This window comes from Sphingopyxis sp. (genome assembly GCF_035998905.1).
Lineage (GTDB): Bacteria > Pseudomonadota > Alphaproteobacteria > Sphingomonadales > Sphingomonadaceae > Sphingopyxis.
Genome location: NZ_DASYHG010000016.1, coordinates 166,634 through 190,574 on the forward strand (window position 1 = coordinate 166,634; position 23,941 = coordinate 190,574).

General features: G+C 65.4%; 24 protein-coding genes and 1 pseudogene. 2 read left to right on the forward strand and 23 right to left on the reverse strand.

Annotated features, from left to right (window positions below; translation table 11 throughout):
* Positions 1-82: 82 nt before the first annotated feature.
* The 4 genes from VGN62_RS08150 to VGN62_RS08165 form a co-directional block, all read right to left on the reverse strand.
* A complete protein-coding gene (locus VGN62_RS08150) occupies positions 83-1,870 on the reverse strand; it encodes a ParB/RepB/Spo0J family partition protein (RefSeq protein WP_327452600.1) in 1,788 nt (595 codons plus the stop codon).
* A gap of 497 nt (positions 1,871-2,367) precedes the next feature.
* Positions 2,368-3,543 carry a tyrosine-type recombinase/integrase gene (locus VGN62_RS08155; RefSeq protein ID WP_327452602.1) on the reverse strand — a complete coding sequence of 392 codons (1,176 nt, stop codon included), beginning with the start codon at positions 3,541-3,543 and terminating at the stop codon, positions 2,368-2,370.
* Positions 3,544-3,700: 157 nt separating this feature from the next.
* A complete protein-coding gene (locus VGN62_RS08160; RefSeq protein WP_327452604.1) occupies positions 3,701-5,311 on the reverse strand; it encodes a recombinase family protein in 1,611 nt (536 codons plus the stop codon).
* Between the two features lie 21 nt (positions 5,312-5,332).
* The gene (locus tag VGN62_RS08165) at positions 5,333-5,602 is read right to left on the reverse strand and encodes a hypothetical protein (RefSeq protein ID WP_067185304.1); all 270 of its coding nucleotides are present in this window, start codon (positions 5,600-5,602) and stop codon (positions 5,333-5,335) included.
* A gap of 384 nt (positions 5,603-5,986) precedes the next feature.
* Here VGN62_RS08165 and VGN62_RS08170 point away from each other — a divergent pair, with 384 nt between their 5' ends.
* Entirely contained in the window at positions 5,987-6,133 is a 147-nt protein-coding gene (locus VGN62_RS08170) for a hypothetical protein (RefSeq protein WP_172709664.1), read from the forward strand.
* A 14-nt stretch (positions 6,134-6,147) separates the two neighbouring features.
* Here VGN62_RS08170 and VGN62_RS08175 read toward each other — a convergent pair whose 3' ends face one another.
* The 17 genes and pseudogenes from VGN62_RS08175 to VGN62_RS08255 form a co-directional block, all read right to left on the reverse strand.
* Positions 6,148-6,369 carry a DUF2274 domain-containing protein gene (locus tag VGN62_RS08175; protein WP_067185306.1) on the reverse strand — a complete coding sequence of 74 codons (222 nt, stop codon included), beginning with the start codon at positions 6,367-6,369 and terminating at the stop codon, positions 6,148-6,150.
* A complete protein-coding gene (locus VGN62_RS08180) occupies positions 6,366-7,586 on the reverse strand; it encodes a TrbI/VirB10 family protein (protein ID WP_067185309.1) in 1,221 nt (406 codons plus the stop codon). The genes VGN62_RS08175 and VGN62_RS08180 overlap by 4 nt, the downstream gene beginning before the upstream one ends.
* A complete protein-coding gene (trbG, locus tag VGN62_RS08185; protein WP_404950424.1) occupies positions 7,583-8,401 on the reverse strand; it encodes a P-type conjugative transfer protein TrbG in 819 nt (272 codons plus the stop codon). The genes VGN62_RS08180 and trbG overlap by 4 nt, the downstream gene beginning before the upstream one ends.
* Before the next feature lie 14 nt (positions 8,402-8,415).
* Positions 8,416-9,099, reverse strand: coding sequence for a conjugal transfer protein TrbF (gene trbF / locus VGN62_RS08190; RefSeq protein ID WP_067185310.1), 684 nt, complete (start codon positions 9,097-9,099; stop codon positions 8,416-8,418).
* Positions 9,100-9,103: 4 nt separating this feature from the next.
* A complete protein-coding gene (gene trbL, locus VGN62_RS08195) occupies positions 9,104-10,384 on the reverse strand; it encodes a P-type conjugative transfer protein TrbL (protein ID WP_067185313.1) in 1,281 nt (426 codons plus the stop codon).
* Positions 10,381-10,632 (reverse strand): putative entry exclusion protein TrbK-alt, encoded by a 252-nt coding sequence (gene trbK-alt / locus VGN62_RS08200; RefSeq protein WP_067185315.1) that lies wholly within the window; start codon positions 10,630-10,632, stop codon positions 10,381-10,383. The genes trbL and trbK-alt overlap by 4 nt, the downstream gene beginning before the upstream one ends.
* Before the next feature lies 1 nt (position 10,633).
* Complete coding sequence (gene trbJ, locus VGN62_RS08205) at positions 10,634-11,347, reverse strand: P-type conjugative transfer protein TrbJ (RefSeq protein ID WP_067185318.1); 714 nt, start codon at positions 11,345-11,347, stop codon at positions 10,634-10,636.
* A complete protein-coding gene (gene trbE, locus VGN62_RS08210) occupies positions 11,344-13,785 on the reverse strand; it encodes a conjugal transfer protein TrbE (protein WP_327452623.1) in 2,442 nt (813 codons plus the stop codon). The genes trbJ and trbE overlap by 4 nt, the downstream gene beginning before the upstream one ends.
* A complete protein-coding gene (locus VGN62_RS08215) occupies positions 13,782-14,051 on the reverse strand; it encodes a VirB3 family type IV secretion system protein (RefSeq protein WP_067185322.1) in 270 nt (89 codons plus the stop codon). Before VGN62_RS08215 ends, trbE begins: the two co-directional genes overlap by 4 nt.
* Positions 14,051-14,383, reverse strand: coding sequence for a TrbC/VirB2 family protein (locus tag VGN62_RS08220; RefSeq protein ID WP_067185324.1), 333 nt, complete (start codon positions 14,381-14,383; stop codon positions 14,051-14,053). The genes VGN62_RS08215 and VGN62_RS08220 overlap by 1 nt, the downstream gene beginning before the upstream one ends.
* A pseudogene (trbB, locus tag VGN62_RS08225) lies at positions 14,380-15,072 on the reverse strand (P-type conjugative transfer ATPase TrbB); the annotation flags it as partial. The gene VGN62_RS08220 and the pseudogene trbB, both read right to left, overlap by 4 nt.
* Positions 15,071-16,591: a ParB/RepB/Spo0J family partition protein gene (locus VGN62_RS08230; protein WP_327452626.1), complete on the reverse strand. Its 1,521-nt coding sequence runs from the start codon at positions 16,589-16,591 to the stop codon at positions 15,071-15,073. The gene VGN62_RS08230 and the pseudogene trbB, both read right to left, overlap by 2 nt.
* Before the next feature lie 121 nt (positions 16,592-16,712).
* Positions 16,713-17,906, reverse strand: a complete 1,194-nt coding sequence (locus VGN62_RS08235; protein WP_327452628.1) for a DUF932 domain-containing protein — start codon at positions 17,904-17,906, stop codon at positions 16,713-16,715.
* A gap of 136 nt (positions 17,907-18,042) precedes the next feature.
* Entirely contained in the window at positions 18,043-18,804 is a 762-nt protein-coding gene (locus VGN62_RS08240) for an SDR family NAD(P)-dependent oxidoreductase (protein ID WP_327452630.1), read from the reverse strand.
* 104 nt (positions 18,805-18,908) lie between these two features.
* Entirely contained in the window at positions 18,909-19,226 is a 318-nt protein-coding gene (locus VGN62_RS08245; protein WP_327452632.1) for a ferredoxin, read from the reverse strand.
* An 18-nt stretch (positions 19,227-19,244) separates the two neighbouring features.
* Positions 19,245-20,477 carry an NAD(P)/FAD-dependent oxidoreductase gene (locus VGN62_RS08250; protein WP_327452634.1) on the reverse strand — a complete coding sequence of 411 codons (1,233 nt, stop codon included), beginning with the start codon at positions 20,475-20,477 and terminating at the stop codon, positions 19,245-19,247.
* Positions 20,478-20,508: 31 nt separating this feature from the next.
* Entirely contained in the window at positions 20,509-21,630 is a 1,122-nt protein-coding gene (locus VGN62_RS08255) for an LLM class flavin-dependent oxidoreductase (protein WP_067185444.1), read from the reverse strand.
* A gap of 140 nt (positions 21,631-21,770) precedes the next feature.
* Between VGN62_RS08255 and VGN62_RS08260 the strand changes: the two genes are divergently transcribed.
* Positions 21,771-22,424 (forward strand): TetR/AcrR family transcriptional regulator, encoded by a 654-nt coding sequence (locus tag VGN62_RS08260; protein WP_067185445.1) that lies wholly within the window; start codon positions 21,771-21,773, stop codon positions 22,422-22,424.
* Between the two features lie 4 nt (positions 22,425-22,428).
* Here the strand turns inward: VGN62_RS08260 and VGN62_RS08265 are convergent, their stop codons facing one another.
* Both VGN62_RS08265 and ribB read right to left on the reverse strand, forming a co-directional pair.
* Positions 22,429-22,836 (reverse strand): nuclear transport factor 2 family protein, encoded by a 408-nt coding sequence (locus tag VGN62_RS08265; RefSeq protein ID WP_067185447.1) that lies wholly within the window; start codon positions 22,834-22,836, stop codon positions 22,429-22,431.
* Entirely contained in the window at positions 22,829-23,938 is a 1,110-nt protein-coding gene (ribB, locus tag VGN62_RS08270; RefSeq protein ID WP_237233544.1) for a 3,4-dihydroxy-2-butanone-4-phosphate synthase, read from the reverse strand. The genes VGN62_RS08265 and ribB overlap by 8 nt, the downstream gene beginning before the upstream one ends.
* Positions 23,939-23,941 lie beyond the last annotated feature (3 nt).

The following is a 23,941-nucleotide window of genomic DNA, read 5'->3' on the forward strand; positions in this document are numbered from 1 at the left end:
CCGCGCTGGCCCGAAGGGGCAGCGCGTCCATTACCGGTGCGAGGAAAAATAGGCGGGCGACCAAAAGCCGCCCGCCCTGTTATTATGCCGCCAATGGCGGTTCGTCGGTTTCCGGTCCGCTGCTGTCCTCGGTGAGAGGTACAATGCTCGCGGAGAGATCGAAAGCCACACGCGCCGCAGCCTTCACGCTGCCGACACCGCCGCGCGACGTGTAGGCTGACGGCGGGAACGCCATCCACTGCGGAACCCACGGCTCGGATTTGGCGCGGCCGTTCTCGCCCGCAAGGCAGTCGGAGATGATCGCCTTCAGCGCCTTACCCTTCTCACCGGCGTTTGCTGCCGCGACCTCCGCGCCCGCAACCTCGCCAACGATAGCGAGCAGCACTTCGCGGTCGCGAAGCTGGTCGAAGAACGCCGCGTCTGCCTGCCAGTGCCGGTGCATGTCGGTGCCGATATGTAGCCCGATCATTTCCACGGCCTCGCTGCCCGCTTGCAGCGTCTCTCCCATGACGATGGCAATAATCTCCATCACCACCGGATCGGGCAATTCCAGAAGCCGCGCGAACAGCGGGGCAAAAGGGGGCCGGTGATAGCCCTTGCCGGTCACGGTCGGGGCGTCTTCATCGAAGCCAAGCACGGCGAGCACCACGCGGCGCTTCGTGTCGAAAGCGGTTTCGGCGGAGCAGGTCTCGACGCTCTCGGCAATTTCTTCTTTCGGAGCGCGCTGCGCCTCGACATCGACCCGCCACAGGTCTGCGCCCGCAATGACGTGCGCGGCCATCGCGCGGAGTGCGACACCGGTATGGGCAAGCAGGTCGGCGCGCACCGCCGCATGGCGATGAAGATCGATATAGGCATTGAGCGGACCCGACACCTCGGGACGGCTCGGCTTCTCGATGACCGCCCCCTCCTCGCTGCTCCCACCGCTCCCAAGCCGCTTCGCTTCCTTGGTGGTGACAAAGCCTTCGTGGAAGCTGACCTCGCCGCTCTCGCGAACTTCAACATAGACGCGGCCGCCCTTGCGCTTGCCAGCATGGGCATGATCCCATGACCGGAACCACTGCCCGCGCTCCATGATGATCACGTCGGACCATCCAGCCTCAAGATAGTCGGCCTTGCGCACCTCGATGGCGCCCATCTGCGCGGCCCAGAATGCATCGCTGTCGGCAAAGAAGCGATCCTCGCCAAACAGGTCGGCAACAATGCCGCCCTTGAACGCCTCGACGTCGAACAGGGCATGCGTAACCGCGATGGCCGTGCCGCCAAACAGCCACGCCTTGAGTTGATGGCCGGTCGGGCAATAGGCGCTCTCGTCATCGAATAGCGCCAGCCAAGCCTTCTGCTGGCTTTTCGATGCAAGGGTCAGGTGGCGGACCGTGTTCACGTCGATCTGACCGCCGCGATAGAGGGTGCGGATGCGCGGCAACAGATTGCCGAGCGCAAGGATCCGCTTCACCGCACTCGGCTCAAACCCGAACGTGTTGGCGACCTCGTCGACGCTGCGCCCTGTTTTGACCAGCGCAACGAACGCTTCCCATTGGCTCACCTCGTCGGGCCGGACCCGCGCGAGATTTTCAAGCATCGACGCTTCGAGCGCATTGGCATCATCCCCCTCGTCGAGGATCGCGCACGGGATCGGCTTCATAGCGCCGCCCTCGCGCGCCACAGCGTTGACGGCGGTAAAGCGCCGACGCCCCGCAACGATCTCGAATTGGCCTTCTGCACAGTTGGGACGAACGAGCAGCGGAACCAGCACACCCCGCGCGCGAATGCTCGGGAGCAGGTCGGACACATCGGGGTCTTTGCCCTTCCCGCGCATGTTGGTCGCCGCAATCGACAGATGGTCCACGTCGATAAAATCGAGTTTCATGACTTCTTCCTTTCCTTCCACCACACCCGGCCCCGGACGGCGGGGCGGGCGGCGAGGAAAGGCGACGGGACCGCGCCCAAGGACGGTGCGCACCCGAAGGGCCGCAACGCAGTGGAGGAGCCGGGGCGAAGACCCGGCTTGCGCACCGGCCGAGCGGTCCCACAGCCGTGCGCCGACTGCCACGCTGTCCGTGGCCGGCCCACCAGCAACGCCGCCGCGCGGTCAGCGCGGCGGCAACGTCGGACAACAAACGCGCCCTTGTCGCAGCCGCAGGCGCCGCGGCGTGCGCGGCCCGGTGGCGGGTCGGGCGCGGCAGGGCCGCGCCCGGAACAGCGCCCTGCGCTGTTTACCCGCCGCAAGAGCCGCGCGCCCGCGGCGTCAAGAAGCGAGACATGAGCGCTGCGCGGCCAACCGTGCAAACGCGCGACCTCTGGCGGCGCCTGTCGCCGCCAGCGTGCGCTCAATTGATGCCGCGCTCCTTGAACCGCCATTTTGCCTTATTTTTTGGACCGTTTTGCGGGGGGTTTTTGCGACTCCGATGCGACGAATGCTCCCCAGTCAGACATCAACTGCATTCTGAGCACTTTCAGGTCGCTTCGCAGATATGCCTTTTCGACCGCAGTACCTACGCTGTGAGCGAGCGCCATTTCCGGAACCATCGCCGGTACGTGAGGCATCTTCTCGGCAGCCCAGTCTCTAAAGCTGGAACGGAAGCCATGAACAGTTTCCGATCTTCCGGCGAGTTTCATCATTTTCGACAAGCTCATGTCTGCCAGCATCTTTCCATGAAATGATGGAAAGATCAGACCTTCATCGCAGAATTGTTCGCTCGCCAGCTTGAGAACGTCGATTGCCTGCTGGCTAAGCATGACCACATGGGGCTCGCCAGATTTCATTATCGATCCGGGTCGCCGCCACTCTCGCGCCTTGAGATCGATCTGGTCCCACCTCGCCTTTCTAACTTCGCCGCTCCTTGCGGCGGTCAAAATTGTGAATATCAGCGCCAAGCGGGCGGGCGACGCATCTTTCATTCGCTCTGCGGCGTAAAAGGTCGGTAATTCGGAGAATGGAAGCGCAGAATATCCCTTGGATTTCGGCTGTTTGGCCAGACCCCGACTAAGGTCGGCAAGCTCCGGCAAGGGCGAAGTGCGCCATCCGTGCGACTTAGCAAAGGCGAGCACTTGGAGGATTCGATGTCGAACTTTGCGGGCGATCTGAGGCTTTGCGGTCCATATCGGCCCAAGGGCGGCCAAAATCTGGGCAGTTTCAATATCGCTTACGCGCTTCCGTCCGAGTGAGGGGACGACATGGAGGTCTAGCGAAGACTTAAATTGGAGAGCCGTCTTTTCCGACCATCCCTTGCCAAGCTCCGCATAAGCAAGGTCTGCGGCCTCTTGGAAGGTCACCACGCGGATTTTCCCACGGTCGCGTTCTGCGATCGCGTCGTTGCCCAGTCGGGCAATTCGGCGTAAACGAGAAGCAGAGTCTCGAGCCTCAGCCAAACTTACATCGTCGACTGAACCCAAGCCGATATCCTGCCGCCGGCCTTGATGCTGCACGCGCAAAATCCATGACCGGGACCCGCTAGGCTTTACGCGCAGATAGAGCCCTTTCCCGTCACCGTATGTCCCCGGGCGGGCATTTTTTACCTTCAGAGATGTCAAATTCGCCATGTGAAGCCATCATTTCCGTCCCCACATTCGTTCCCACACCGAGGTTGCGCTGTAGGGAAATACAATGCAACGTAATGAGAGAATTATATCACAATATCAGTTGTTAAGACACACAAACCGACCTGTGCTGAGACGTGGTAAAATGGCAAAAAATTGGCTACCCGGGGAGCCATTTCAGTACAGCAGAGGGCACCAAGTCCTTTTGTTGTACATTTCCAAGAGCAAAAACGGCGTTAAACAGGGATTCCTTGGTCCCTCCGATCCGTATTTTGCGCTTTAGAATCTCCACTCGCTGCGCGAACTGATGGAAATGATCACGGCGGTACTTGCCGTTCGATCCCCGCAGCCTTTTCTTTACGCGTTTCGTGAATTCGGCGAGCAATTCGGGGGAGATCGATTTGGCTCCCGACGAATCCATCAAGGCCTCGGCGCGCTCCGCATCGACTTGCGCTTGATCGCGTGTGGCTTTCAAAGTGGCGATGCGGTTGGCGAGATCAGGATCATCGAGGTCTGCCGCTCCGCTCTCGATGGCAGCATAGAGACGCGCCAGCCTCTGCTGGGCTTCGGCAGCCTTGCGGCCTAGCTCCGCGATGCGTTGTTCCCGTTCCTTCGCGCGCTCTTCCCTTTGATCGAGAAGACTGGACAGAAGCCCCCCCAAGCGAACCGGATCGAGAAGTCGCTTTTCGATATATTGGGAAACCACATTCTCGAGAAGTTCGGTCCGAATGATCCCCGCCGAGCACGCCACAGCGCCTTTGCGGCGACGGTTTGCACAGGCATAATATCGGTAGCGACCACCCTTCCCCGTCATCACCGTCATCGATCCGCCGCACTCTGCGCAGTGAAGCACGCCAGTCAGCAATGAAGGTGATGCAGCAATGGCCGGGTTCAGCCGAGCCGGACTGCGCGCGCGCAAGCGCGTCTGGACTGCGTTGAAGCAATCCTCCGATATGATCGGCGGCACCTCGATCGTGACGATATCCGCCTTGTCATTAGGACGCTTTCCCTTCGCGAGCCTGTTGAACTCATGGATGCCGAAATAGGTTCGGCGTGTCAGGATCTGGTGCACAGCGCCGACGCCCCATAGGCCTCCCGATCGGGTGCGGATGTGGTTTTCGTTGAGATGATTCACGATCATCTTGACCCCCATCGGACCGTCCCCGACACCTTCTTGCGCCAGCCTGAAGATGAGCCGGACGGTGTCCGCGTGTAGCGGATCGATCTCGAGCTTCTTTTTGATCCGCTCGCCTCGTTGCGCGGCCACGACAAGCCGGTAGCCGATGGGTGGCTGGGCGCCATTCCAGAAGCCCTGCCGAGCATTTTCCTTCATGGCCCTCAGCGTGTGCTTGGCATTCTCCTTCGACTGATATTCGTCGAACAGCGCCATAATCTGCCGCATCATCACATGGACCGGATCGTCACCGATTTCTTGCGTGATCGACACCAGCTTCACGCCGTTTTTCGCGAGTTTCCGAACATAGAATTCGAGCTCGAAATGATCTCGGAAGAAGCGGCTGAAGCTGTGAACGACGATGATGTCGAACTGCGAAGGCTTGGCGGTACCCGCCTCGATCATCCGCTGGAACTCAGGGCGGCGATCGGTCGTGGCCGAAGCGCCCGCCTCGACGAATATGTCGACCACCGCGAAACCCTTGTCCGCACAATAGGCCTCGCCTTGGCGCCTCTGGTCGGGGATCGAGACATCCTGCTCGGCCTGCCTTGCCGTCGATACGCGAAGATAGAGCGCGGCCCGGGGCTGGATCATCATGGGACCGCTCTCCATCCGCGATCAAAGCCCGCGATCGAGCAGCTCATCGAGCATCTCGCCGAAATAGGCCTGAAAGAGGTCGATCTCCTCCTGCGTGATTTCGATCTGCTCGGGCAGGTCGTCGGAGATGGTCCAGGGAAGGTCGGGATCTTGCCCGCAATAGTCAGCTCCGCGCAAGAAGAAGTCATGTTCGAAGCGATACGAAGACTGCGAGGCGGGTTTGTCCGGCATGCAGGCCGAGGTGGGCACGATCGGTGCGAAATAAAGCCGATTTCGCGCGTAAGCAGGCATCTGGAAACATTAGGAAAAAAGCACCGGCGATATGCTGAAATCGCCAGAAGCGCACGGCAATAGGAAAGGATTTGCGGTTTTGATTTGGTCATGAGCGTCCTCCGTTGGACGCGCCCGCCACCACCTCCACAGCGCAATCTGCGGCCCGATTCTAGCATCGGCGACGCCGCATCCGCAACCGGTTGCGGGCGCAATCTGTACGGATTTGGACCTGCCGTTTGCGAGGCGGGCGGTCATCTTGGCACGGATCGGTGGTCAGCATCCTGTCCACCCTGTCCGCTGGCGGACGGGATCTCGTCCGAAATTTTCGGCTATCTGACGGCGGTAACCCCGGCATCGCGATGCGGCCAAGGTCGGGGCCGACAAACTGCCGTGGAGTCCATGATGACCGAATTCCTGCTGATCTTCGCCTGCATCGCGCTCCGCGAGCTCGCCCGATCGCTACCCGCGATCATCTGGGCGGTGCGCTGCATGCCCGACAGCCCCAACTACAAGCTGCCAAGTCCGCCGCGCGCGGTCCGACAGCCGTGACCCCGCAGTCGCGGTCAGCGCTGCCGCCGCGCCGCGGCGAAGCCGCGATCGGTCGCGATGAAGCGCTCGATCATCGGCACCGCTATCCTTTCGGGGGTCAATGGCTCGGACAAGCCGTTGGTGCGCGCATGGACCGCGGCATATTCGACAAGCTCGCGATGAAGACTGCCAGGCAGCTCGATCATGAGTTTTACCGGTTTCTCGTCCACGATCGGTCCGAGCCGAAGCTTGCTCATGGCCGCGCTCCCGGGGTCTCCTCAAAGATCAGGTCGCGCGTAACGATCACACGAAAGGCGAGTCCCGGGCGAACCGTCAACGTGGGCGGGACCGAGAGTTCACGCTCCACGACGCGCCGGCCTGCCTCGTTGCTACTGTCCTGCACGCCTCCCCGGAGCGCCCGGACAAGATCGCTGTCGTTGTTCGAGACCAGCTCGGTGCCGACCCCCAGCAGCGACGAGATCAGCGCGGCACGGAGCATCCGGCCCCAATGATTGTCGACCCTGTCTTCGACCCCCGCCATGCCCGACGCGTCGGCCCCGGGCTGGCGGTCGAGCCGGATCGAACGGCCTCCGGGAAGAATGAGCCTGTCCCATGCCAGAAGTACGCGCCGCTGCCCGGCGACGACCTCGCTGTCATATTCGCCGACCAGCCGGGCACCTTGCGGAATGAGGAGAAGGCGTCCGGTGGGGCTATCGAAGACATTCTGCGTGACCTGCGCGCTGATCTGACCCGGTAGATCGGAGCGGATGCCGGTGATGAGCGCCGCCGGGATCACCGCTCCCGCCTGGAGAATGAAGGGCGAGCTTGGCGCCACGATCTTCTCGTCGCTCTCGATGGCGCCGCGGGCGTCCCCGACCAGGAAGCGACGCCGCGCCGAGGTGGTCGTCGGCTTGTCGTCCGCGGCCGCCGCCGGCGTGGGAGCCAAGGATATTTCTGTTGCAGCTTCGCGAAGCGACGCGCCGCCGCTGCCGAGAAACAGCCGGCTCGCCGTTGCGGCGTCCCGCTCCTGTGCGGCGCGCTGCCGTGCCTGTTCGGCCGCCGCCACCCGCGGGTCGACCGGCGGCTGCGCCATACCAGGGACGGGGACGGTCTCACCCGCATTTTGCGCCGACACGATGGGCCGTCCGAGGTCGCCGGGGAGCGGCGGGCCAAGTTTCGGCACGGCGCCATAATCGGCCGGCGCACTGGTGACCGCTTCGGACTTGTTCGGGTTCGTCACCTCGTACAATTCCTGCGCGGTCTTGGGGTCTGGGGTACGCAAGGCCCAGAGCAGTGCGCCGCCAATCGCCAGGCCCGCAGCGCCGCCGGCAATGGCCAAGGTCCTGCGCGACAGGCGCATGACGCGTGGCATCTCGCCTTCGAGACGGAAGCCATCGGGGCTGGCGGGCGCGACAACCGGCGCGCCCTCCTCGCCGGACACACCCGGTTCGCCTCCCCGTTCCGGCGCGCTCATTTGCCACCCCGGCGCCGCGGCGCGTCGCGCTCGATCCGGACCGCCTTGGCCGCGCGCCCGCTGCCAAGGCGCAGTTCGGCGCGCTCGAACAGGCGGTCGACGATCATGAAGCGGCCCTGGACACGGTAGTTGACGAGCTCGGCCGCGCCTTTGTCGCCCAGGATGAATAGCGGCGGCATCTCGTCGGTTGCGACGTGCCCCCCGAATTCGACGAAGAGCTGGCGCCCGTCGTCGAAGACGCGCTGCGGCCGCCACGCCGCCTTGTCCCCCGAAATCCGGTACGCGAAGTTCAGCGCGGCAAAGTCGATTCCGCCCGCTACGGGCAGCGCCCGCTCGCGCTCCCCCTCGGCGGCGCGAAGCGCGATCAGCTCGTCCTGCGGATAGGACCAGGACACCCCCGCCATATAGGTCGCCGGGGTCGCGCGCAGTTCGATGTGGTAGGTTCTGCGGCTGGTGTTGATGACGAGGTTCGTCATGATATCGGGCCGCGTTGGCTTCACGAGGATATGAACGCGCCGGGATACGCCGGCGCCGCTCAACGTGTCGCCGATGATCCAGCGCACCGTGTCCCCGGCGGCAACGGGCCCTGGCCCGACGAGTTCCTCGCCCTCCTGCAGCGCGATGTCGGTCACCTGCCCCGGCGCGGTGTAGATCTGAAACAGCGCGCCATCGGCCCAGGCATATTTCTGGATCGCGCCTTGGAAGGTCGAACGCTCGGGCTGGACGCGCGCGGCGTCATTGGCGCGGCCGACCTGGACCTTGGGATCGCCGGGCGCGGCGTGCGCGGGAAGGCCGAGCGCAAGTGCGCCCAGCAAGAGGGGAAAGCGGTTCACTGGCTGAGCTCCTTCGACCAATTCAGGGCGGACACGAAGACGCCGAGCGGATTTTTCCGGAGGGCGTCGGGGGTGCGGGGCGGCTGGATCGTCACCGTGACGATCGCCGACCAGCGCGAGGTTTCGAGGAGGCTGCCGTCCTGATAGCGGCGCTCGGTCCAGGCGATACGGAAGCTGTCCTTCGACGCACGGATCACGCTCGACACGTCGACTGCGACCTGGCGCTTGCCGATCTCGGCGAAGGGATCGTTGGTCCGTGCATAATCGTTGAGCGCCTGCGCGCCGCTCGTCGTCGTGAAGTCGTAGGCGCTGAGCCAGTCGCGGCGCAGCACCACCGGATCGGCGGGGATCGAGCGGACATGCTCGATGAAGCGCGCGAGGTGGAAGGCTATCTGCGGGTCGGTCGGAGCGAAGTCGCCGTCGGCCGGAGCGACGGACCGCGCTTCGCCAAGCTTGTCGACCTCGACGACCCAGGGGGTGATCGTGCCGCGCGACGCTTGCCAAACCACTGCCGATGCGAGGCCGCCCGACAGGATGAGGCAACCGAAAAAGGCAAGCCGCCAATTCTTCGCCTGGACACGCGCGGCGCCGAGACGATCGTCCCAGACCTGCGCGGCACGCTGGTGCGGCGTCACGGGCTCGGGCGACTTGCCATAATGATTGGTAGGTCGTCGAAACATCGGATCATTCCTTCTGGCTGATGTCGGGAGCGGAGCCGGCGCCGTGGCTGTCGCCGGCCTTCAGGGTCTGCGAGGCAATGGTGGCGCCCGACGTGACGGCCTGACGCCGTTTCATCGCGGCCGCCCATGGCGGCGGCCCGCCGGGCGATGCGCCCGGCGCCGCCGCGGCCGGCGCACCGCCCTGCCCTTGGGCATAGCTTTGCCGAACCCGCGCCGCCGCGCGGCGCAGCGGGGACCCGGCGCCGCTCGCCGCGTCGCGCGCGACATTGGCGAGGCCCGCCCCGAACGCCCTCATCCCGCTCTTCACGGCAGCCCCGCGGGCATAGGAGGCCGAGGCACCACCCGCCGTGCGCGAGGCACCGAGGGCTGTCCGGCCAAGCGCGCTGCTCGCCGCGCCGGCGGCGAGCGTCGCGCCCGCGGCCCCGGCGGCGAGCGTGGCCCCTGCCGCAAGCGTCGTACCTGCCGCGGCGCCAGCGCCGAGCTGGGGTCCGCCGGCGACGATCCCGTTCGCAACGCTCGGTCCGAAGATGCCGAGACCGAGCAACGTCAGGGCGCCGAGCGCGATCGCCATGACTTCACGGATATCGGGCTCGGTTCCGAGGCCCGCGTCCATGAAGCGCTGGAAGAGCGTCGTGCCGATACCTGTGATGACAGCGAGCACGAGGAGCTTGATCCCCGAGGAGATGACATGCCCGAGCACGCGCTCGGCCATGAAGGCGGTGCGATTGAAGAAGGCGAACGGCAGCAGGACGAAGCCCGCGAGCGTCACGAGTTTGAATTCGAGGATTGTGACGAAAATCTGCACCGCGAGGATGAAGAAGGCGATGACGACGATCACCCAGGCGATCAGCAGGATCATGATCTGGACGAAGTTGGTGAAGAGCCCGACCGGACCGACGAGGTCGGCGGTCGCATCGAGCAAGGGCTCCGCTGCATCCAGCCCGGTCGCGGCGACCATGCCGGGGCGCATGAAGTCGCCGATCGCCATCGCCCCGCCGCTCGCCTTCAGCCCGAGACCTGCGAAGCTTTCGAGGAGTATGGTCGCAAGCGCCTGAAAATTGCCGATGATGAAGGCGAACACGCCGATGTAGAGGGTCTTCTTCACGAGGCGCTGCAGGACATCCTCATCGGTGCCCCACGCCCAGAAGAGCGCTGCGATCGTCACGTCGATCACGATCAGCGTCGAGGAGAGGAAACCCACCTCACCGCCGAGCAGCCCGAAGCCGCTGTCGATATAGGTCGAGAAAACCGACAGGAAATTGTCGATAACGCCGGTGTCGTTCATTGCTCAGGCTTTCCAGAACGGAAGAAGTGACGCCGCTTCGCTTCCCACGCGGCCTCGCACTCGGGATCGGCTTCGGTGACGGACCGGCAGCGCCGCGGCGTGTCGCCTTCATCAGGGGGTGCGTCCGCTCCGGAGATTTGCAGAGCGGACGCACCGGGCTTGGGCGGGTCGAGCGCAGCAACGAGAGCAAGGGCCAGCGCAAGTCCCAGGACGATGGCTCCCATCACCAGCCCGCCCGCCCGGCCCATCTCAATTGCCTTTGCGGAAGCGGCGGAAGCGTTCGCGGCCATCGGCCTCGGCGGCAGCGGCGCGCGCGGCGTCGAGCATTTGTGCCCTGCCCTGCGCGCTCAGTACGGCGGACAGATCGGCGATCTGCTGCGACTGGATGGCGAGCAGCTGATTGCCAGCCTGTGCCGCCTGCAGCGCGCCAGTCGCCGACTGGCTGGCGCCGACGATCGTCCCGATCGACGTGCGGGTGCCGCCCATGTTCGAGACGATGCCGGCCTGCACCTTCATCGCATCTTCGAAGGCGCCGACGCTGTCCTTCCAGCGCGCATCGGCATTGGCGACCAATTCGGCCGCCGTGCCCGAGAAGGCGGTGCCCTTGTAGCGCTGTTCGAAGCCCTTGCGGATGTCGGTCACGTCATAGGCGATGCCCTCGGCCTCGCTGAGCAGCTGCCGGGTCTGATCGACCTGCGCCTGCAGCTCGCCGAGCGTCGAGACCGGGAGGCTCTGGAGGTTGCGCGCCTCGTTGAGGAGCGAGGTCGCCTGGTTCTGCAGCTGCTTGATCTGGTTATTGATCTGCTCGAGCGTGCGCGCGGCGGTCAGGATGTTCTGGGAATAGTTGCGCGGGTCATGGACGATACCGCCGATCTGCGCGCTTGCCGGCGCCGCAACCATCGGTCCGGTGGCCGCCGATGCCAGCAGCGCAGCAGCGACGGCACGGGCAAAATTCTTCTTCATTGGGAGGACTCCTCATTGGGGGCGGCGATGGTGGAGAGCAGCTCGGCCGCCCATTCGAGCTTGCGGTGGGAGAGCCAGGCGGCGGCAAATCCGTCTTCTCCATGCGCGGCGAAGAGCTCGCCGATGCGCGTCTGGTCGGTCTTCGAGGAAGCAGCGGTGAACGCGAGCGCCACCTCGCCGAGCCCGAGGTCGAAAAGGCGGTTTCCGCGCCGCGACTGGCAATAATAGTCGCGCTTGGGGGTCGCCCGGCTCAATATCTCGATCTGGCGCTCGTTGAGCCCGAAGCGCTCGTAAATCCGCGCGATCTGCGGTTCGGCCGCGCGTTCGTTCGGCAGGAAAATGCGGGTGGGGCAGCTTTCGATGATCGCGGGCGCGATGTTCGATGTCTCGATATCGGCGAGACTCTGGGTCGCGAATACGACGCTCGCATTCTTCTTGCGCAGCGTCTTCAGCCATTCGCGAAGCTGCGCGGCGAACGCCGGACTGTCGAGAACGAGCCAGCCCTCGTCGATGATGATGAGCGTCGGCGAGCCGTCGAGCCGGCCCGCCATTCGGTGGAAGAGATAGGTGAGCACAGCGCCAGCCGACGCGGCCCCGACGAGTCCCTCGGTCTCGAACACCTGCACCCGGGCTTCGCCGAGCCGTTCGTCGTCGGCATCGAGCAGCCGACCCCACGGGCCCCCGATACAATAGGGCGCGAGCGCCTGCTTGAGCGGCTGCGACTGCAAAAGCACGGCAAGGCCCGTCAGCGTTCGTTCGGAGACCGGTGCAGTCGCGAGCGAGGTCAGCGCCGACCAGAGATGCTCCTTCGCCGCCGGATCGATCGCGACCCCTTCGCTTCCAAGCAGCGCCGCAAGCCATTCGGCAGCCCAGCTGCGCTCGGCGGCTTCATCGATCCGCGCCAGCGGCTGCAACGCGACCCCGCCATCGCCATCGTGCAGCGCGCCGCCAAGATCCTGCCAGTCGCCGCTCATCGCGAGCGCCGCGGCGCGGATCGAGCCGCCAAAGTCGAAGGCGAAGATTTGCGCCTGCGGGTAGCGACGGAACTGCATCGCCATCGTCGCGAGAAGCACCGACTTGCCGGCGCCGGTCGGGCCGATGACGAGGCAGTGGCCGACGTCGCCGACGTGAAGCGAAAGGCGGAACGGGGTCGAGCCTTCGGTCTTGCCGTACAGCAAGGGGGCGTCACCGAAATGCTCGTCCCGTTCCGCCCCCGCCCACACCGCCGAGAGGGGGATGAGGTGGGCGAGATTGAGCGTTGAAATCGGCGGCTGGCGCACATTGGCATAGACATGGCCGGGCAGGCTCCCGAGCCAGGCCTCGATCGCGTTCATCCCTTCGATCGTGCAGGTGAAGTCGCGGCCCTGGATGACCTTCTCGACGAGCCGGAGCTTCTCGGCGGCGAGCGCAGCGTCGACGTCCCAGACGGTCACCGTCGCGGTCACATAGGCGATGCCCGAATGATCGGCGCCGAGTTCCTGCAAGGCCATATCGGCGTCGGCTGCCTTGTTCGAGGCGTCCGAATCCATGAGGACCGACTGCTCGTTGGTCACCACCTCCTTGAGGATCGCGGCGATCGACTTGCGCTTTGCGAACCATTGCCGGCGGATTTTCGTCAGCAGCTTCGCTGCATCGGTCTTGTCGAGCATGATTGCGCGGGTGGACCACCGGTAGGAGAAGGCGAGCCGATTGAGTTCGTCGAGCAGGCCCGGCCAGGTCGCGGTCGGAAAGCCGGTGATCGTCAGCGTGCGCAGGTTCGACCGTCCGAGCCGCGGCTCGAGGCCGCCGGCGAGTGGCTGGTCGGTCAGCAACGCATCGAGATAGACGGGGGTCTCGGGCACGCGAACCCGGTGCCGGTTGGTCGACACCGTGCTGTGCAAATAGGTCAGCGTCTCGGCGTCGCCGAGCCATTCGGCCTCGGGCATGAAGCCCTCGACGAGATGGAGGATGCGGTTGGTCCGGTCGGTAAAGCTCTTGAGATGCTCCCTCGGATCGACGCCGCTCCGCGCCATGCCTTCGTACAGCCAGCCCTCGGCGCGCGAGGCGTCCTCGGCCGGCGGCATCCACAGCAGGGTAAGGAAATAGGCGCTCTCATAATGCGCGCCTTCCTCGCGGAACTGTTCGCGCCGCTCCATGTCGACGAGCGCCGAGGCCGGGTCGGGAAAGTCGGACACCGGATAGGCATTCGACGGGACGCGCTGCGCCTCTACGAAGACCGCCCATCCCGAGCCGAGGCGCCGGAGCGCATTGTTGAGGCGCGCGGTGACCGCGACCAGCTCGGCAGGCGTGGCGCTTTCGAGATCGGGACCGCGAAAGCGCGCCGTGCGCTGGAGCGATCCGTCCTTGTTCAGCACCACGCCCTCGCCCACGAGCGCGACCCAAGGGAGAAAGTCGGCAAGGCGGGCGGATTTCGAGCGATATTCGGCGAGGTTCATCATGGCCGCATCCAGACGGGATATTTGAGGTGACGCCGGGCTACGTCGACGAACTGGGGATCGCGGCGGGCTGCCCATACGGAGAGAGCATGGCCGATCGCCCAGATGGCGAGGCCGGCGAGCCAGAGGCGAAGGCCGAGGCCGATGGCGCCCGCGAGCGTTCCGTTCACGATCGCAAGGCTGCGCGGCGCGCCGCCGAGCAGGATCGGTTCGGCGAGCGCGCGGTGCACCGGCGCGAAAAAGCCCGGCACCTCCCCTTCCCGGCTCATCAGAGGAGCGCTCCGCCGCCGAAGGAGAAGAAGGACAGGAAGAAGCTCGACGCGGCGAAGGCGATCGACAGGCCGAACACGATCTGCACCAGCCGGCGAAAACCGCCCGAGGTGTCGCCGAACGCGAGGCTGAGCCCGGTCACGATGATGATGATCACCGCGACAATTTTGGCGACCGGCCCTTCGATGCTTTCGAGGATCGACTGCAGCGGCGCTTCCCAAGGCATCGACGAGCCGCCGGCCCAGGCCGGAACCGAGACGGTCAGCGCGGCGGCGAGCGCGGTAGTGGACAGCATGGCGCGAAGCGCGCCATGCCGGAGGGCATGGATCATCGGATTTCTCCTTCAGGGGTGATGAGCGAAGTGATGCGGTAGTCGCCGGTCGCCGGGTCCAACCCGCCTATGCGCGCCAGTTCGGCAAGGCGGCGGCCGTTGCCGTCGCGGACCAGAACCGCGACGAGGTTGATGGTCTCGGCCAGAAGCGCGCGCGGGACGGTGACGACCGCTTCCTGGATGAGCTGCTCCATCCGGCGGAGCGCGCCGATCGCGCTGCCGGCATGGATCGTGCCGATGCCGCCGGGGTGACCGGTGCCCCACGCCTTCAGCAGGTCGAGCGCCTCGGCACCGCGAACCTCGCCGATGGGGATGCGATCGGGCCGGAGCCGCAGCGACGAACGGACGAGATCGGATAGCGAGGCGACGCCGTCCTTCGTGCGCATGGCGACGAGGTTCGGGGCAGCGCATTGCAGCTCGCGCGTATCCTCGATCAGGACGATGCGATCCGAGGTCTTCGCAACCTCGGCGAGCAAGGCATTGGTGAGCGTGGTCTTTCCTGTCCCCGTGCCGCCGGCGACGAGGATGTTCAGGCGATCGGCAACCGCGCGCCGCAGCGCTTCGGCGGCGCCCATCGCCATGATGCCCGATGCGACATAGTCGCCGAGCGTGAACACCGCGACGGCGGGCTTGCGGATCGCAAAGGTCGGCGCGGCGACGACGGGGGGAAGAAGCCCTTCGAACCGTTTAACCGATCAGCCGGTTGCTGCGCATCGAGATGCCGACACAGCTCGCCGACGACGAGTAAGTGTAGAAGGCCTCGAGTACGAGCGCATGGAGCATCGCGGCGAAGGCGACCAAGGGGCTCGACGCCACCGCGTCGCGCAGTGCAAGCGTGCGATGCGCGGTCAGGTCGGTGACGAGCTTGTCGGGCAGCGGGCGAAGAAGATCGTCGGGATCCTCCTCGTCGGTCCCATCGGCCGGCGCACCGGCGCCCTCGTCATCGCCGTCGCCGCCCTCGCCGGCCTGTTCGGCATCGCCAGTGCCCGCCTCACCGTCGGCTGCAGTCTCTTCGACCTCGCCCGCCGGCTCATCCTCGGGCCGGACATAGCCACGTTCGATGTGCAGCGAGCCATCGACGTCGATGCTGACGAAGGCACCGGCGATCGCCATCTCGGCAGGATCATAGACGAGCGGTTTCGAGACCAGGGGCGCAATTTCCTCGTCGATCGCCTGGATGCGGGCGGCGACCTCGTCGGGGATGTCCTCCTCGCCGGCCCACTGGTCTTCGAGCCGGTCGGCCTCCTCGCGAAGCGCTTCGAGCCGCGTTTCGTCCTCCTCGCTCGCCGCGGGTTCCTCGCCGTCGATCGGACGCAGACCGTAGGTATGGCCATAGGGGAAGTCGACCGCCTGCTCGACCCACTTCCACCCTTCGGCTGCGACCGCTGCGACTTCGGCTTCGAGCTTCTCGGTCTGGAGGCGATCGAGCAGCGCGACGTCTTCGAGCCAGCCGCCGTCATCGGATTCGAACAGGTCGCGAAGGACATGACCGCCGGCTGCGAGATAGGCGGCCAGCGTCACGAAGCGCACGCGCTTGTCGGACGCGCGCACCTTGTCTTCGGTGAGGCGGGCCCGAATGAACCAGGGCTGCTGCGTGTTGCTCGTCTGGAGCATTTCCCAGACTTGCTCCTGCCGCGCATGATCGCTGGCGACCGCGAAGGCGATCAGCTGTTCGAGCGTCATGCCGTCTTCGGCATAGATGTCGTGCAGCTTCGGCGAGACACCGGCGAGCTTGAGGCGCTGCTTCACGACGGCAGGCGTCACCATGAAGGTGGCGGCGATGCTCTCGATGTCGCTGCCCTGTTCGACGAGCTTCTGCATGGCGCGGAACTGGTCGAGCGGATGCAGCGGCTCGCGGTGGACATTCTCGGCGAGCGAATCCTCCTCGGCCGACACGATGTCGTCGTCGCGCACGATGCACGGGACCGGTTCGGTCTTGGCCATGCGGCGGGTCTTGACCAGCTGCTGCAGCGCGCGGAAGCGGCGCCCACCCGCGGGCACCTCGAACTTGCCCGTTTCCTGGCCTTCCTCGTCGCGCTGGGCGCGAACGGTCAGGCTCTGGAGCAGGCCGCGCCGCTCGATATCGGCCGCCAGACTGTCGATCGACACCCCGGCCTTCACGCGGCGGACATTTGCCTGGCTCAGGACGAGCGCGCTGAACGGGATGTCGCGCGCGCCGCTGAGGGTGATTTTCACATGCTTCGTCATGACTTGTCTCCATGACGAGCCGCCGAAAGACTCTCTCTCGACCCCTGGCCCGTCATGGCTCCGGCGCAGCCCTCTTCCTCTTGGGAACAGGACCACGCCAGACCGACGCGCCGAGCTGGCGTCAGCGAACCGAAGCCAGCAGTTTCGCGCCCTTTCCTTCCAGATCGAGACGCGCATCCTGATGCGGCCGGTCGCGCGCGAGCGCGTTGATGCCCTGCACAAAGTCGAAGATCGACGTCGGCGGATGGCCCTCTTCCTGGAGGACCGTCGCGATGATCTTGTCGGTCTCGCCTTTCGAGAAGCCGCGCTTGCGCAAGAAGGTCTGTCGCTCCTCGACGGTCTTGGCGACGATCGCGGTGCGCGCGGCACTGATCCCGTTCAGGAAGGACCCCGGCGACGAGGATGCGAAGCGCTCGAGCGCGGGCGAGGCTTCCTGCGCGAAGCGGCCGGCCGCGAATTTGCTGTGCCGGATGCTGATCTCCTCGAAACCTTCGGCGCCCCAGATGTTCCGGTTCATGCACACGGCGCGAAGATAGAAGGTCGCCATGCCGAGCGTCTTCGACCCGACCTCGCTGTTCCAGCAGTAGAAGCCGCGGAAGAAAAGGTCGGGGTCGCCGTTCGGGAGGCGCCCGGCTTCGATCGGGTTGGCGTCATCGACGAGGAAGAGGAACACGTCGCGGTCGCTGGCGTACAGCGTGGTCGTGTCCTTCGTCACCTCGACGAAGGGATTGTGATGCATCGTCGACCAGTCGAGCATGCCGGGGATCTTCCAGCGCGTGTCGCCGGTGCCGTTGCCCGCAATCTTCATCACGGCGGACACGAGTTCATGGTCCCAGATGCGGCCATAGTCGGGGCCGGTCACGGCGCGCAGCTCGGTGCGGCCGTCGCCGGTCTCGAGGGTCTTCACCAATTCTGCGCGATGCGACAGCAAGCCATGCTGCATGTTGATGCCGGCAAGCGCTGCAGGCAGTTGGCGCAAATAGCCAGCCGGCGCGCCCACGAGGCTGCAGAGCTGGCCGAAGGACCAATGGGTCGGCGCCACGGGCTCGCTGCGGTCGGGGAGCCTGAGCACCAGCCGCTCGGGATTGTCGGATGCGGCCTCGACATGGATCGCGCGCGTTTCGACGGTGCGAGTCGTGGCAGCGTCGGCCCGCGCGCGCACCGCTTCATAGAGGTCGGGCAGCGAGAGATAGCGCTCGTCGTCGGGTCGCGAGAACCATTCGGACGAGACGCGGCCGAGCCGCTGGCCGCGCGAGATATCGACCTTGTAGCCAAGCGGCTGGCCCGGCGCCGGATTTTGGGTGAGTGGGGTCATGACCTTGCTCCATGACGGACGCCGGGAGCCTCTCTCCCAACCTCTTTCCGTCACGGCTTCCGGCCGGACTCTTCCTCTTCGGACACCGAAGGTGGCCGCCGGAGCCTGCCCTCGGCAGGTTCGGTGTCTTCGGGCCCTAGCGCGGCGCCATGCGGATCGCGCCGTCGAGGCGGATCGTCTCCCCGTTGAGCATCGGATTCTCGACGATTGCGCGGACCATCTGCGCATATTCCTCAGGCTTGCCGAGGCGGCTCGGGTGCGGAACCTGCGTCCCGAGGCTGTCTTGCGCGGCCTGCGGCAGGCCCATCAGCATGGGCGTCAGAAAGATGCCGGGCGCGATGGTGACGACGCGAATGCGGTGCTGCGCAAGATCGCGCGCGACAGGAAGCGTCATGCCCGCGACGCCGGCCTTCGAGGCAGCATAGGCCGCCTGCCCTATCTGCCCGTCGAACGCCGCAACCGAGGCCGTGTTGACGATGACGCCGCGTTCTTCGCCGACCGGCTCGGCTGCCGCGAGACGCGCGGCAAACTGAGCGATGACGTTGAAGCTGCCGACGAGATTGATCTCGACCGCGCGCCGGAAGGCGGCGAGCGGATGCGGCGCATTCTCCTTGCCGACGGTCTTGATCGCCGGCGCGACGCCGGCGCAATTGACGAGGAGGCGCGTGACGCCATGGGCCGCCTCTGCAGCATCGAGACCGGCGGCAACGCTCGCCTCGTCGGCGACATCGACCCGCGCGAACAGCCCGCCGATCGCCGCGGCATGCGCCTCGCCGACTTCTTCGTTGAGATCGAAGATCGTCACCTTCGCGCCGAGCCCCGCGAGCATCACCGCGGTCGCGCCGCCAAGGCCCGAGGCACCGCCGGTCACCACCGCGGTCAGATTGTTCACTTCCATATCCGTCTCCGTTCAGCTGTGCGCCTGCGGCGCAAGGTCACTGCCCGCTCATGCAAAAGGGCCCGGCGGACCGACCGCAGGGCCTCATCGCCGGGCCGGGCCGCTCAATCTTCGCGTGCGATCGTCACCTTGATGCCGTCGAGCGCGTCGTCGAACGGAATCTGGCACGAGAGGCGCGAGGTTTCGTTGCGGTCCTCCGAGCTGTCGAGAAGATCGTTCTCATCGTCGCTCATCGCCGGCAGCTTGCCGGCAAAGGCGGGATCGACATGGATATGGCAGGTTGCGCACGAGCAGCAGCCGCCGCACAGCGCGAGCAACTCGTCGAAGCCATTGTCGCGGATCACCTCCATCAAGGTCAGCCCGGCATCGGCCTCCAGCGTGTGGGCGGTCCCCTCGCGATCGACCACGGTCAAACTTGGCATGCACTAAACTCCATCTGGTTATGCGGCTGCCGCGGGCAGCAAGGATTTGAGCGGCGTTTCGGGATCGGCGAGCTGCTCAGCGGTCGCGACGAGACCGGCGGTCACGATCATGCGGCCCTGGACATAGTCCTTGGTCGCGTTGACGCAGTCGATCGCGATCACCTTTCCGGCTTTCAGATAGACGACCGAGAAGCTGCGGCTCGCGACATCGCCGCGCAGCACGGCGCGGTCGTGCCCGGTCGACAGTCCGGCGGTCTGAAGCTTGAGGTCATATTGGTTCGACCAGAACCAGGGAATGGCATGATAGGGGGCTTCGTCGCCGACGATGCCCTTGGCCACGACATTGGCCTGGTCGTTGGCATTCTGGACCGATTCCAGCCGGATCACGACGCCTTCGGCATAGTCATTCTCATGCGCGGCGCAGTCGCCGATCGCGTAGATGTCGGGGAGGCTGGTCTTGCAGAGGCGGTCGACGAGAACGCCGTTCCCGCCCTCGGCGCCGGCCGCGATCAGCGGCTCGACGGCGGGAATGATGCCGATACCCACGATGACCAGATCGGCGGGAATGAGCTCGCCATCGGCAAGCCGGACGCCGGTGACGCGGCCCTCGCCCTCAAGCGCTTCGACCGAAACGCCGAGGCGCAGGTCGACGCCATGTTCGCGGTGCTCGCGCTCGTAGAAGCGCGACAGGTCGGTGCCGGCGACGCGGGCGAGCACGCGGTCGAGCGCTTCCAATAGCACCACCTTCTTGCCCGCCTTGCGCAGGACCGCCGCGGCCTCGAGCCCGATATAACCGCCGCCGATGACGACAATCTGGCGCGCCGTCTCCGACGCCGCCTTCATCGCATCGGCGTCGGCGCGCGTGCGCACGCCCTGGACGCCGGGCAGATCGCCGCCGGGTATCGGCAGCATGCGCGGGGAACCGCCCGTTGCCCAGACGAGCTTGCCATAGCCGATCGTCTCGCCGCGGTCGGTCGTGACCTTGTGCGCGGCGGGATCGACCGAGACGACACGCTGGCCGAGGAGCATCGCCACGCCGCGCTCGTCCCAATATTTGGCGGGGCGAAGCTGGATGCGCTCGAACTCCTTCTCGCCCGCGAAATATTCCTTCGAGAGCGGCGGGCGCTCATAGGGGAGCTCGGGCTCGTCGCCGATGATCGCGATCGTCCCCTCGAACTTCTGGGTGCGGAGCATGACGGCGACCTGCGCGCCGCCATGCCCTGCCCCCACGATCACCACATCAAAGTCCATCGCGTCCCCTGCCATCGCGCCCCTTATCCTCTCAGTTGGCCGCGCCAGGCAGCTTCACCCGGGGCGCCACTTCCTTTGCGGCGAGCTCGAGCGAATGGAACCAGGGTGCGGGATCGTCATAATAATCGTGCGATTCGATCTGGAGCGTTCCCCAGCCGCCGCATTTTTCGAAAAGATGGTTGAGCTTGTCGACGACGGTGTCGGGCGAGCCGACGACGAAGACATTGTCGACGAGGAATTCGAGATCGGCGGCCAGCGGGTCGATGCCGGCATCCTTCGCAAAGCCGTCCATCATGCCGAAGCGGCGCCAGATGGGGATGAGATAGCGATTGAAGCAGAAGCCGATCGGCCCCTCCATGACGAGGCGCTTGGCCTCGGCGTCGGTGTCGGCGACGAACACCGTCTGCGACACGGCGTGGCGCGAGCGGTCGGGGGTGAAGCCCGCCTTGATGTTCGCCTCGGAGTAAATTTCCCAGTGGCGCTTCAGCGCGTCGAGACCCGAATAGATCGAGACCGGCTTGAAGTTGCGCTCGCCGGCGAGCCGCATCGAGGGCGAATTGGCGCTGAAGCCGGTGACCGCGAACTCGGGGAAGCCGCCGCCATAAGGCGAATAATTGGCGAGCTTGTGCTGCTCGTCCTCCTCGGTCAGCGCTTCCTCCTCTTGGGGGAAGCCCGCGTCCCAATATTTGCCTTCGTAGAAGAAGGGTTCGCGCGCCCAGATCTTCTCCATGATGAAGAGGGATTCGCGCACCATGTCGTTGAGATGCTCGGTGTTCTGATCCTCTTCCTTGATGCCGTGCATATAGGAAGCGAGCGGATAGGCCCCTGCCCCGATGCCCATGAAATAGCGGCCTTCGAGGATCTGCGAGAGCCAGCCGACGGTCATCGCGAGCTTGGTCGGATTATGGTGCGGCAGGATGTGCGCCATCGGCGCGAACTTGATCTTCTCGGTCTGGAGCGCGGCGGCCGCCATGATCAGCTCGGGCGCCGGGATATTCTCCCAGATCTGCGAGGCGTGTTCGGAAATCATCATCGTCGAAAAGCCCGCCTTGTCGGCGGCGATAGAGCTTTGCACCCCCCATTCGAACGTCTGACGCGCAGTGCGCCCCGGACGCATATAGGGGTGAAAGATCAGACCCGTGTCCATGCTCATAATGTCTCTCCCAGCCGGCATTAAGCCAGTCGGCTTAAATTGACCTTTTGGGGCATCGGGGTCAAGAAGAATCAACATAGGCGTTGATAAAATCTGCGCGGGTCGGTTGACCTGCCTGCGCGAGCGAGCCACACCGGGCCATGATCAATGCCGCCATTGCCCAGACGATCCCGACGCCGCCCGGCGAGGCGAAGCGCGCGCTCATCCATGCGGCCGAGACGATTTTCGCGCGCGACGGCATCGAGGGCGCCTCGCTGCGCGAGATCGCGGCCGCTGCGGGGCAGCGCAATCACCACGCCGTCCAATATCATTTCGGTACCCGCGAGGCGCTGGTGCAAGCGGTTTTCAGTTACCGGATGTGGCAGATGGAAGCCGGGCGCGTCGTCATGCTCGGCGACCGGCCCGACGAGGCGATCGATCTCAGGACGCTGATCGGCACGGTCTTCCTGCCGCAGATCGAGCTCATCGATGCGCATGGCGACTATGCCTATGCGGCCTTCCTCAGCCAGTATCTGATGCGCCATGAAGGGCGCGGCTATGGCAATTTCGGCGAGGATTTGCCGCCCGCGCTCGCGCGCACGCTGATGCTGCTGCGCGCTCATATGCCCGCGATGCCCGACACCGCGGCGCAGCGCCGCCTGATCACCGCCTGCTTCATGTTCCTCAACATATTGGTGATCCATTCGCGCGGGATGATGGGACAGTCGGAGAAGCTCGAGCTGATGCTCGACGATACGATCGGCCAGATCGAAGCGGCGCTGGCCGCTCCTTATGCCGGCGACCCCGCCGGCTGAGCCGTCAGGCGAAGAAAATCTCCTTCGCATGCTGCGTGTCCATATATTCGCGCACTTCCTGCACGCGCCCGCCGCGCACCTCGACGAGAAAATGATAGTGCGGCGTGTACACCCGGCCATCGAGCAGTTCGGCGCGGCCCTCGGCCTCGACCGCGACATGGTCGCCCTCGGCGATCATTCTTTTGGGCTCGATCCGCAGGCATCCGTCCTTGTAGATTTGCGTCGCGCCGGCGAGCAACGGCCCGAAACTCGCCTTGTCGTAGCGCCCCGACATGCCGTCGAGCCGCCCCGACACCCACCAGCCGCCGTCGTCGGCCATCGCATCGAGGATCGCCGGGACATCGCCGCTCGAGAAAGTCTCGAAGAAGCGGCGCACCACTTCCTTGTTCGCGGCGAGGCCCGCCTCAGCCATCATCGCTCGCCACGATGGGCTGGCGGCCGACGATCTCGAGGCCGAAGCCTTCGAGGGCGGCCATCTTGCGGTTGCTCGAGGTGAGCAGCGTCATGCGTCCGACGCCGACATCGCGCAGGATCTGCGCGCCGAAGCCATAGTCGCGGTCGCTGGCGCGCTCGGCATATTCGCGCCGCCCGCCGCCGACGCGGCGCGAGATCGACTGCGGATCGGGATCCTGGATGAACACCGCGACCGCGGGGCCGTCATGCGCGGCGAGCTGCTTCAAGGCCGCCGGCACATAATCGGGATGGGCGTTGCGATAGCCGAGCAGATCGGCGGTGAGATCGAACTGGTGGACGCGCACGAGCGTGTCGCTGTCGGGCTTGATCGTGCCGCGGGTGAGCGCGACATGCTCGCCGCCGTCGACCTTGTCGCGATAGACATGGATGGTGAAGTCGTCGCCATAGTGGCTGACGAACGGCCCCGAGGCGACGCGCTCGACGAGCATTTCGGACTTACGGCGGAAGGCGATGAGGTCGGCGATCGTGCCGATCTTCATGCCATGTTTTTCGGCAAAGGGGATGAGATCGGCGAGGCGCGCCATCGAGCCGTCGTCGTTCATCACCTCGCAAATGACCGCCGCCGGGATGAGCCCCGCGAGATTGGAAATGTCGACCGCCGCCTCGGTGTGGCCGGCGCGCACAAGCACGCCGCCGTCGCGCGCGACGAGCGGGAAGACATGGCCCGGCGAGACGATGTCGCGCTTCGGATCGCGCGAATTGATCGCCACCGACACGGTGTGGGCGCGGTCATAGGCCGAGATGCCCGTCGTCACCCCTTCGCGCGCCTCGATCGAGACGGTGAAGGCGGTGCCATGGCCCGAGCGGTTGTTCTGCGACATCTGCTCGAGTTCGAGGAAACGCGCCCGCTCGGCGGTGATGGTGAGGCAGATGAGACCGCGGGCGTGCGTCGCCATCTGGTTGATACGGTCGGGCGTCGCGAATTGCGCCGGGATGATGATGTCGCCTTCATTCTCCCGGTCGTCGGCATCGACGAGGATGAAGGGCTTCCCGTTGCGGGCTTCGGCAATGATGTCCGCGATGGGCGATATCGCCGTCACCGG

Excerpts from the sequence above, each read along its gene's own strand:
- trbK-alt (WP_067185315.1), bottom strand. The coding sequence starts at position 10,632 with ATGGGCCGGGCGGGCGGGCTGGTGATGGGAGCCATCGTCCTGGGACTT.
- VGN62_RS08180 (WP_067185309.1), bottom strand. The coding sequence starts at position 7,586 with ATGAGCGCGCCGGAACGGGGAGGCGAACCGGGTGTGTCCGGCGAGGAG.
- VGN62_RS08235 (WP_327452628.1), bottom strand. The coding sequence starts at position 17,906 with ATGACCCCACTCACCCAAAATCCGGCGCCGGGCCAGCCGCTTGGCTAC.
- VGN62_RS08260 (WP_067185445.1), top strand. The coding sequence starts at position 21,771 with ATGATCAATGCCGCCATTGCCCAGACGATCCCGACGCCGCCCGGCGAG.
- VGN62_RS08215 (WP_067185322.1), bottom strand. The coding sequence starts at position 14,051 with ATGAGCCGGGAAGGGGAGGTGCCGGGCTTTTTCGCGCCGGTGCACCGC.
- trbF (WP_067185310.1), bottom strand. The coding sequence starts at position 9,099 with ATGTTTCGACGACCTACCAATCATTATGGCAAGTCGCCCGAGCCCGTG.
- VGN62_RS08245 (WP_327452632.1), bottom strand. The coding sequence starts at position 19,226 with ATGCCAAGTTTGACCGTGGTCGATCGCGAGGGGACCGCCCACACGCTG.
- VGN62_RS08240 (WP_327452630.1), bottom strand. The coding sequence starts at position 18,804 with ATGGAAGTGAACAATCTGACCGCGGTGGTGACCGGCGGTGCCTCGGGC.
- VGN62_RS08230 (WP_327452626.1), bottom strand. The coding sequence starts at position 16,591 with ATGACGAAGCATGTGAAAATCACCCTCAGCGGCGCGCGCGACATCCCG.
- VGN62_RS08150 (WP_327452600.1), bottom strand. The coding sequence starts at position 1,870 with ATGAAACTCGATTTTATCGACGTGGACCATCTGTCGATTGCGGCGACC.
- trbJ (WP_067185318.1), bottom strand. The coding sequence starts at position 11,347 with ATGAAGAAGAATTTTGCCCGTGCCGTCGCTGCTGCGCTGCTGGCATCG.
- VGN62_RS08155 (WP_327452602.1), bottom strand. The coding sequence starts at position 3,543 with ATGGCGAATTTGACATCTCTGAAGGTAAAAAATGCCCGCCCGGGGACA.
- trbE (WP_327452623.1), bottom strand. The coding sequence starts at position 13,785 with ATGATGAACCTCGCCGAATATCGCTCGAAATCCGCCCGCCTTGCCGAC.
- VGN62_RS08170 (WP_172709664.1), top strand. The coding sequence starts at position 5,987 with ATGACCGAATTCCTGCTGATCTTCGCCTGCATCGCGCTCCGCGAGCTC.
- VGN62_RS08160 (WP_327452604.1), bottom strand. The coding sequence starts at position 5,311 with ATGATGATCCAGCCCCGGGCCGCGCTCTATCTTCGCGTATCGACGGCA.
- VGN62_RS08165 (WP_067185304.1), bottom strand. The coding sequence starts at position 5,602 with ATGCCTGCTTACGCGCGAAATCGGCTTTATTTCGCACCGATCGTGCCC.
- VGN62_RS08220 (WP_067185324.1), bottom strand. The coding sequence starts at position 14,383 with ATGATCCATGCCCTCCGGCATGGCGCGCTTCGCGCCATGCTGTCCACT.
- VGN62_RS08175 (WP_067185306.1), bottom strand. The coding sequence starts at position 6,369 with ATGAGCAAGCTTCGGCTCGGACCGATCGTGGACGAGAAACCGGTAAAA.
- VGN62_RS08255 (WP_067185444.1), bottom strand. The coding sequence starts at position 21,630 with ATGAGCATGGACACGGGTCTGATCTTTCACCCCTATATGCGTCCGGGG.
- VGN62_RS08265 (WP_067185447.1), bottom strand. The coding sequence starts at position 22,836 with ATGGCTGAGGCGGGCCTCGCCGCGAACAAGGAAGTGGTGCGCCGCTTC.
- trbL (WP_067185313.1), bottom strand. The coding sequence starts at position 10,384 with ATGAACGACACCGGCGTTATCGACAATTTCCTGTCGGTTTTCTCGACC.
- VGN62_RS08250 (WP_327452634.1), bottom strand. The coding sequence starts at position 20,477 with ATGGACTTTGATGTGGTGATCGTGGGGGCAGGGCATGGCGGCGCGCAG.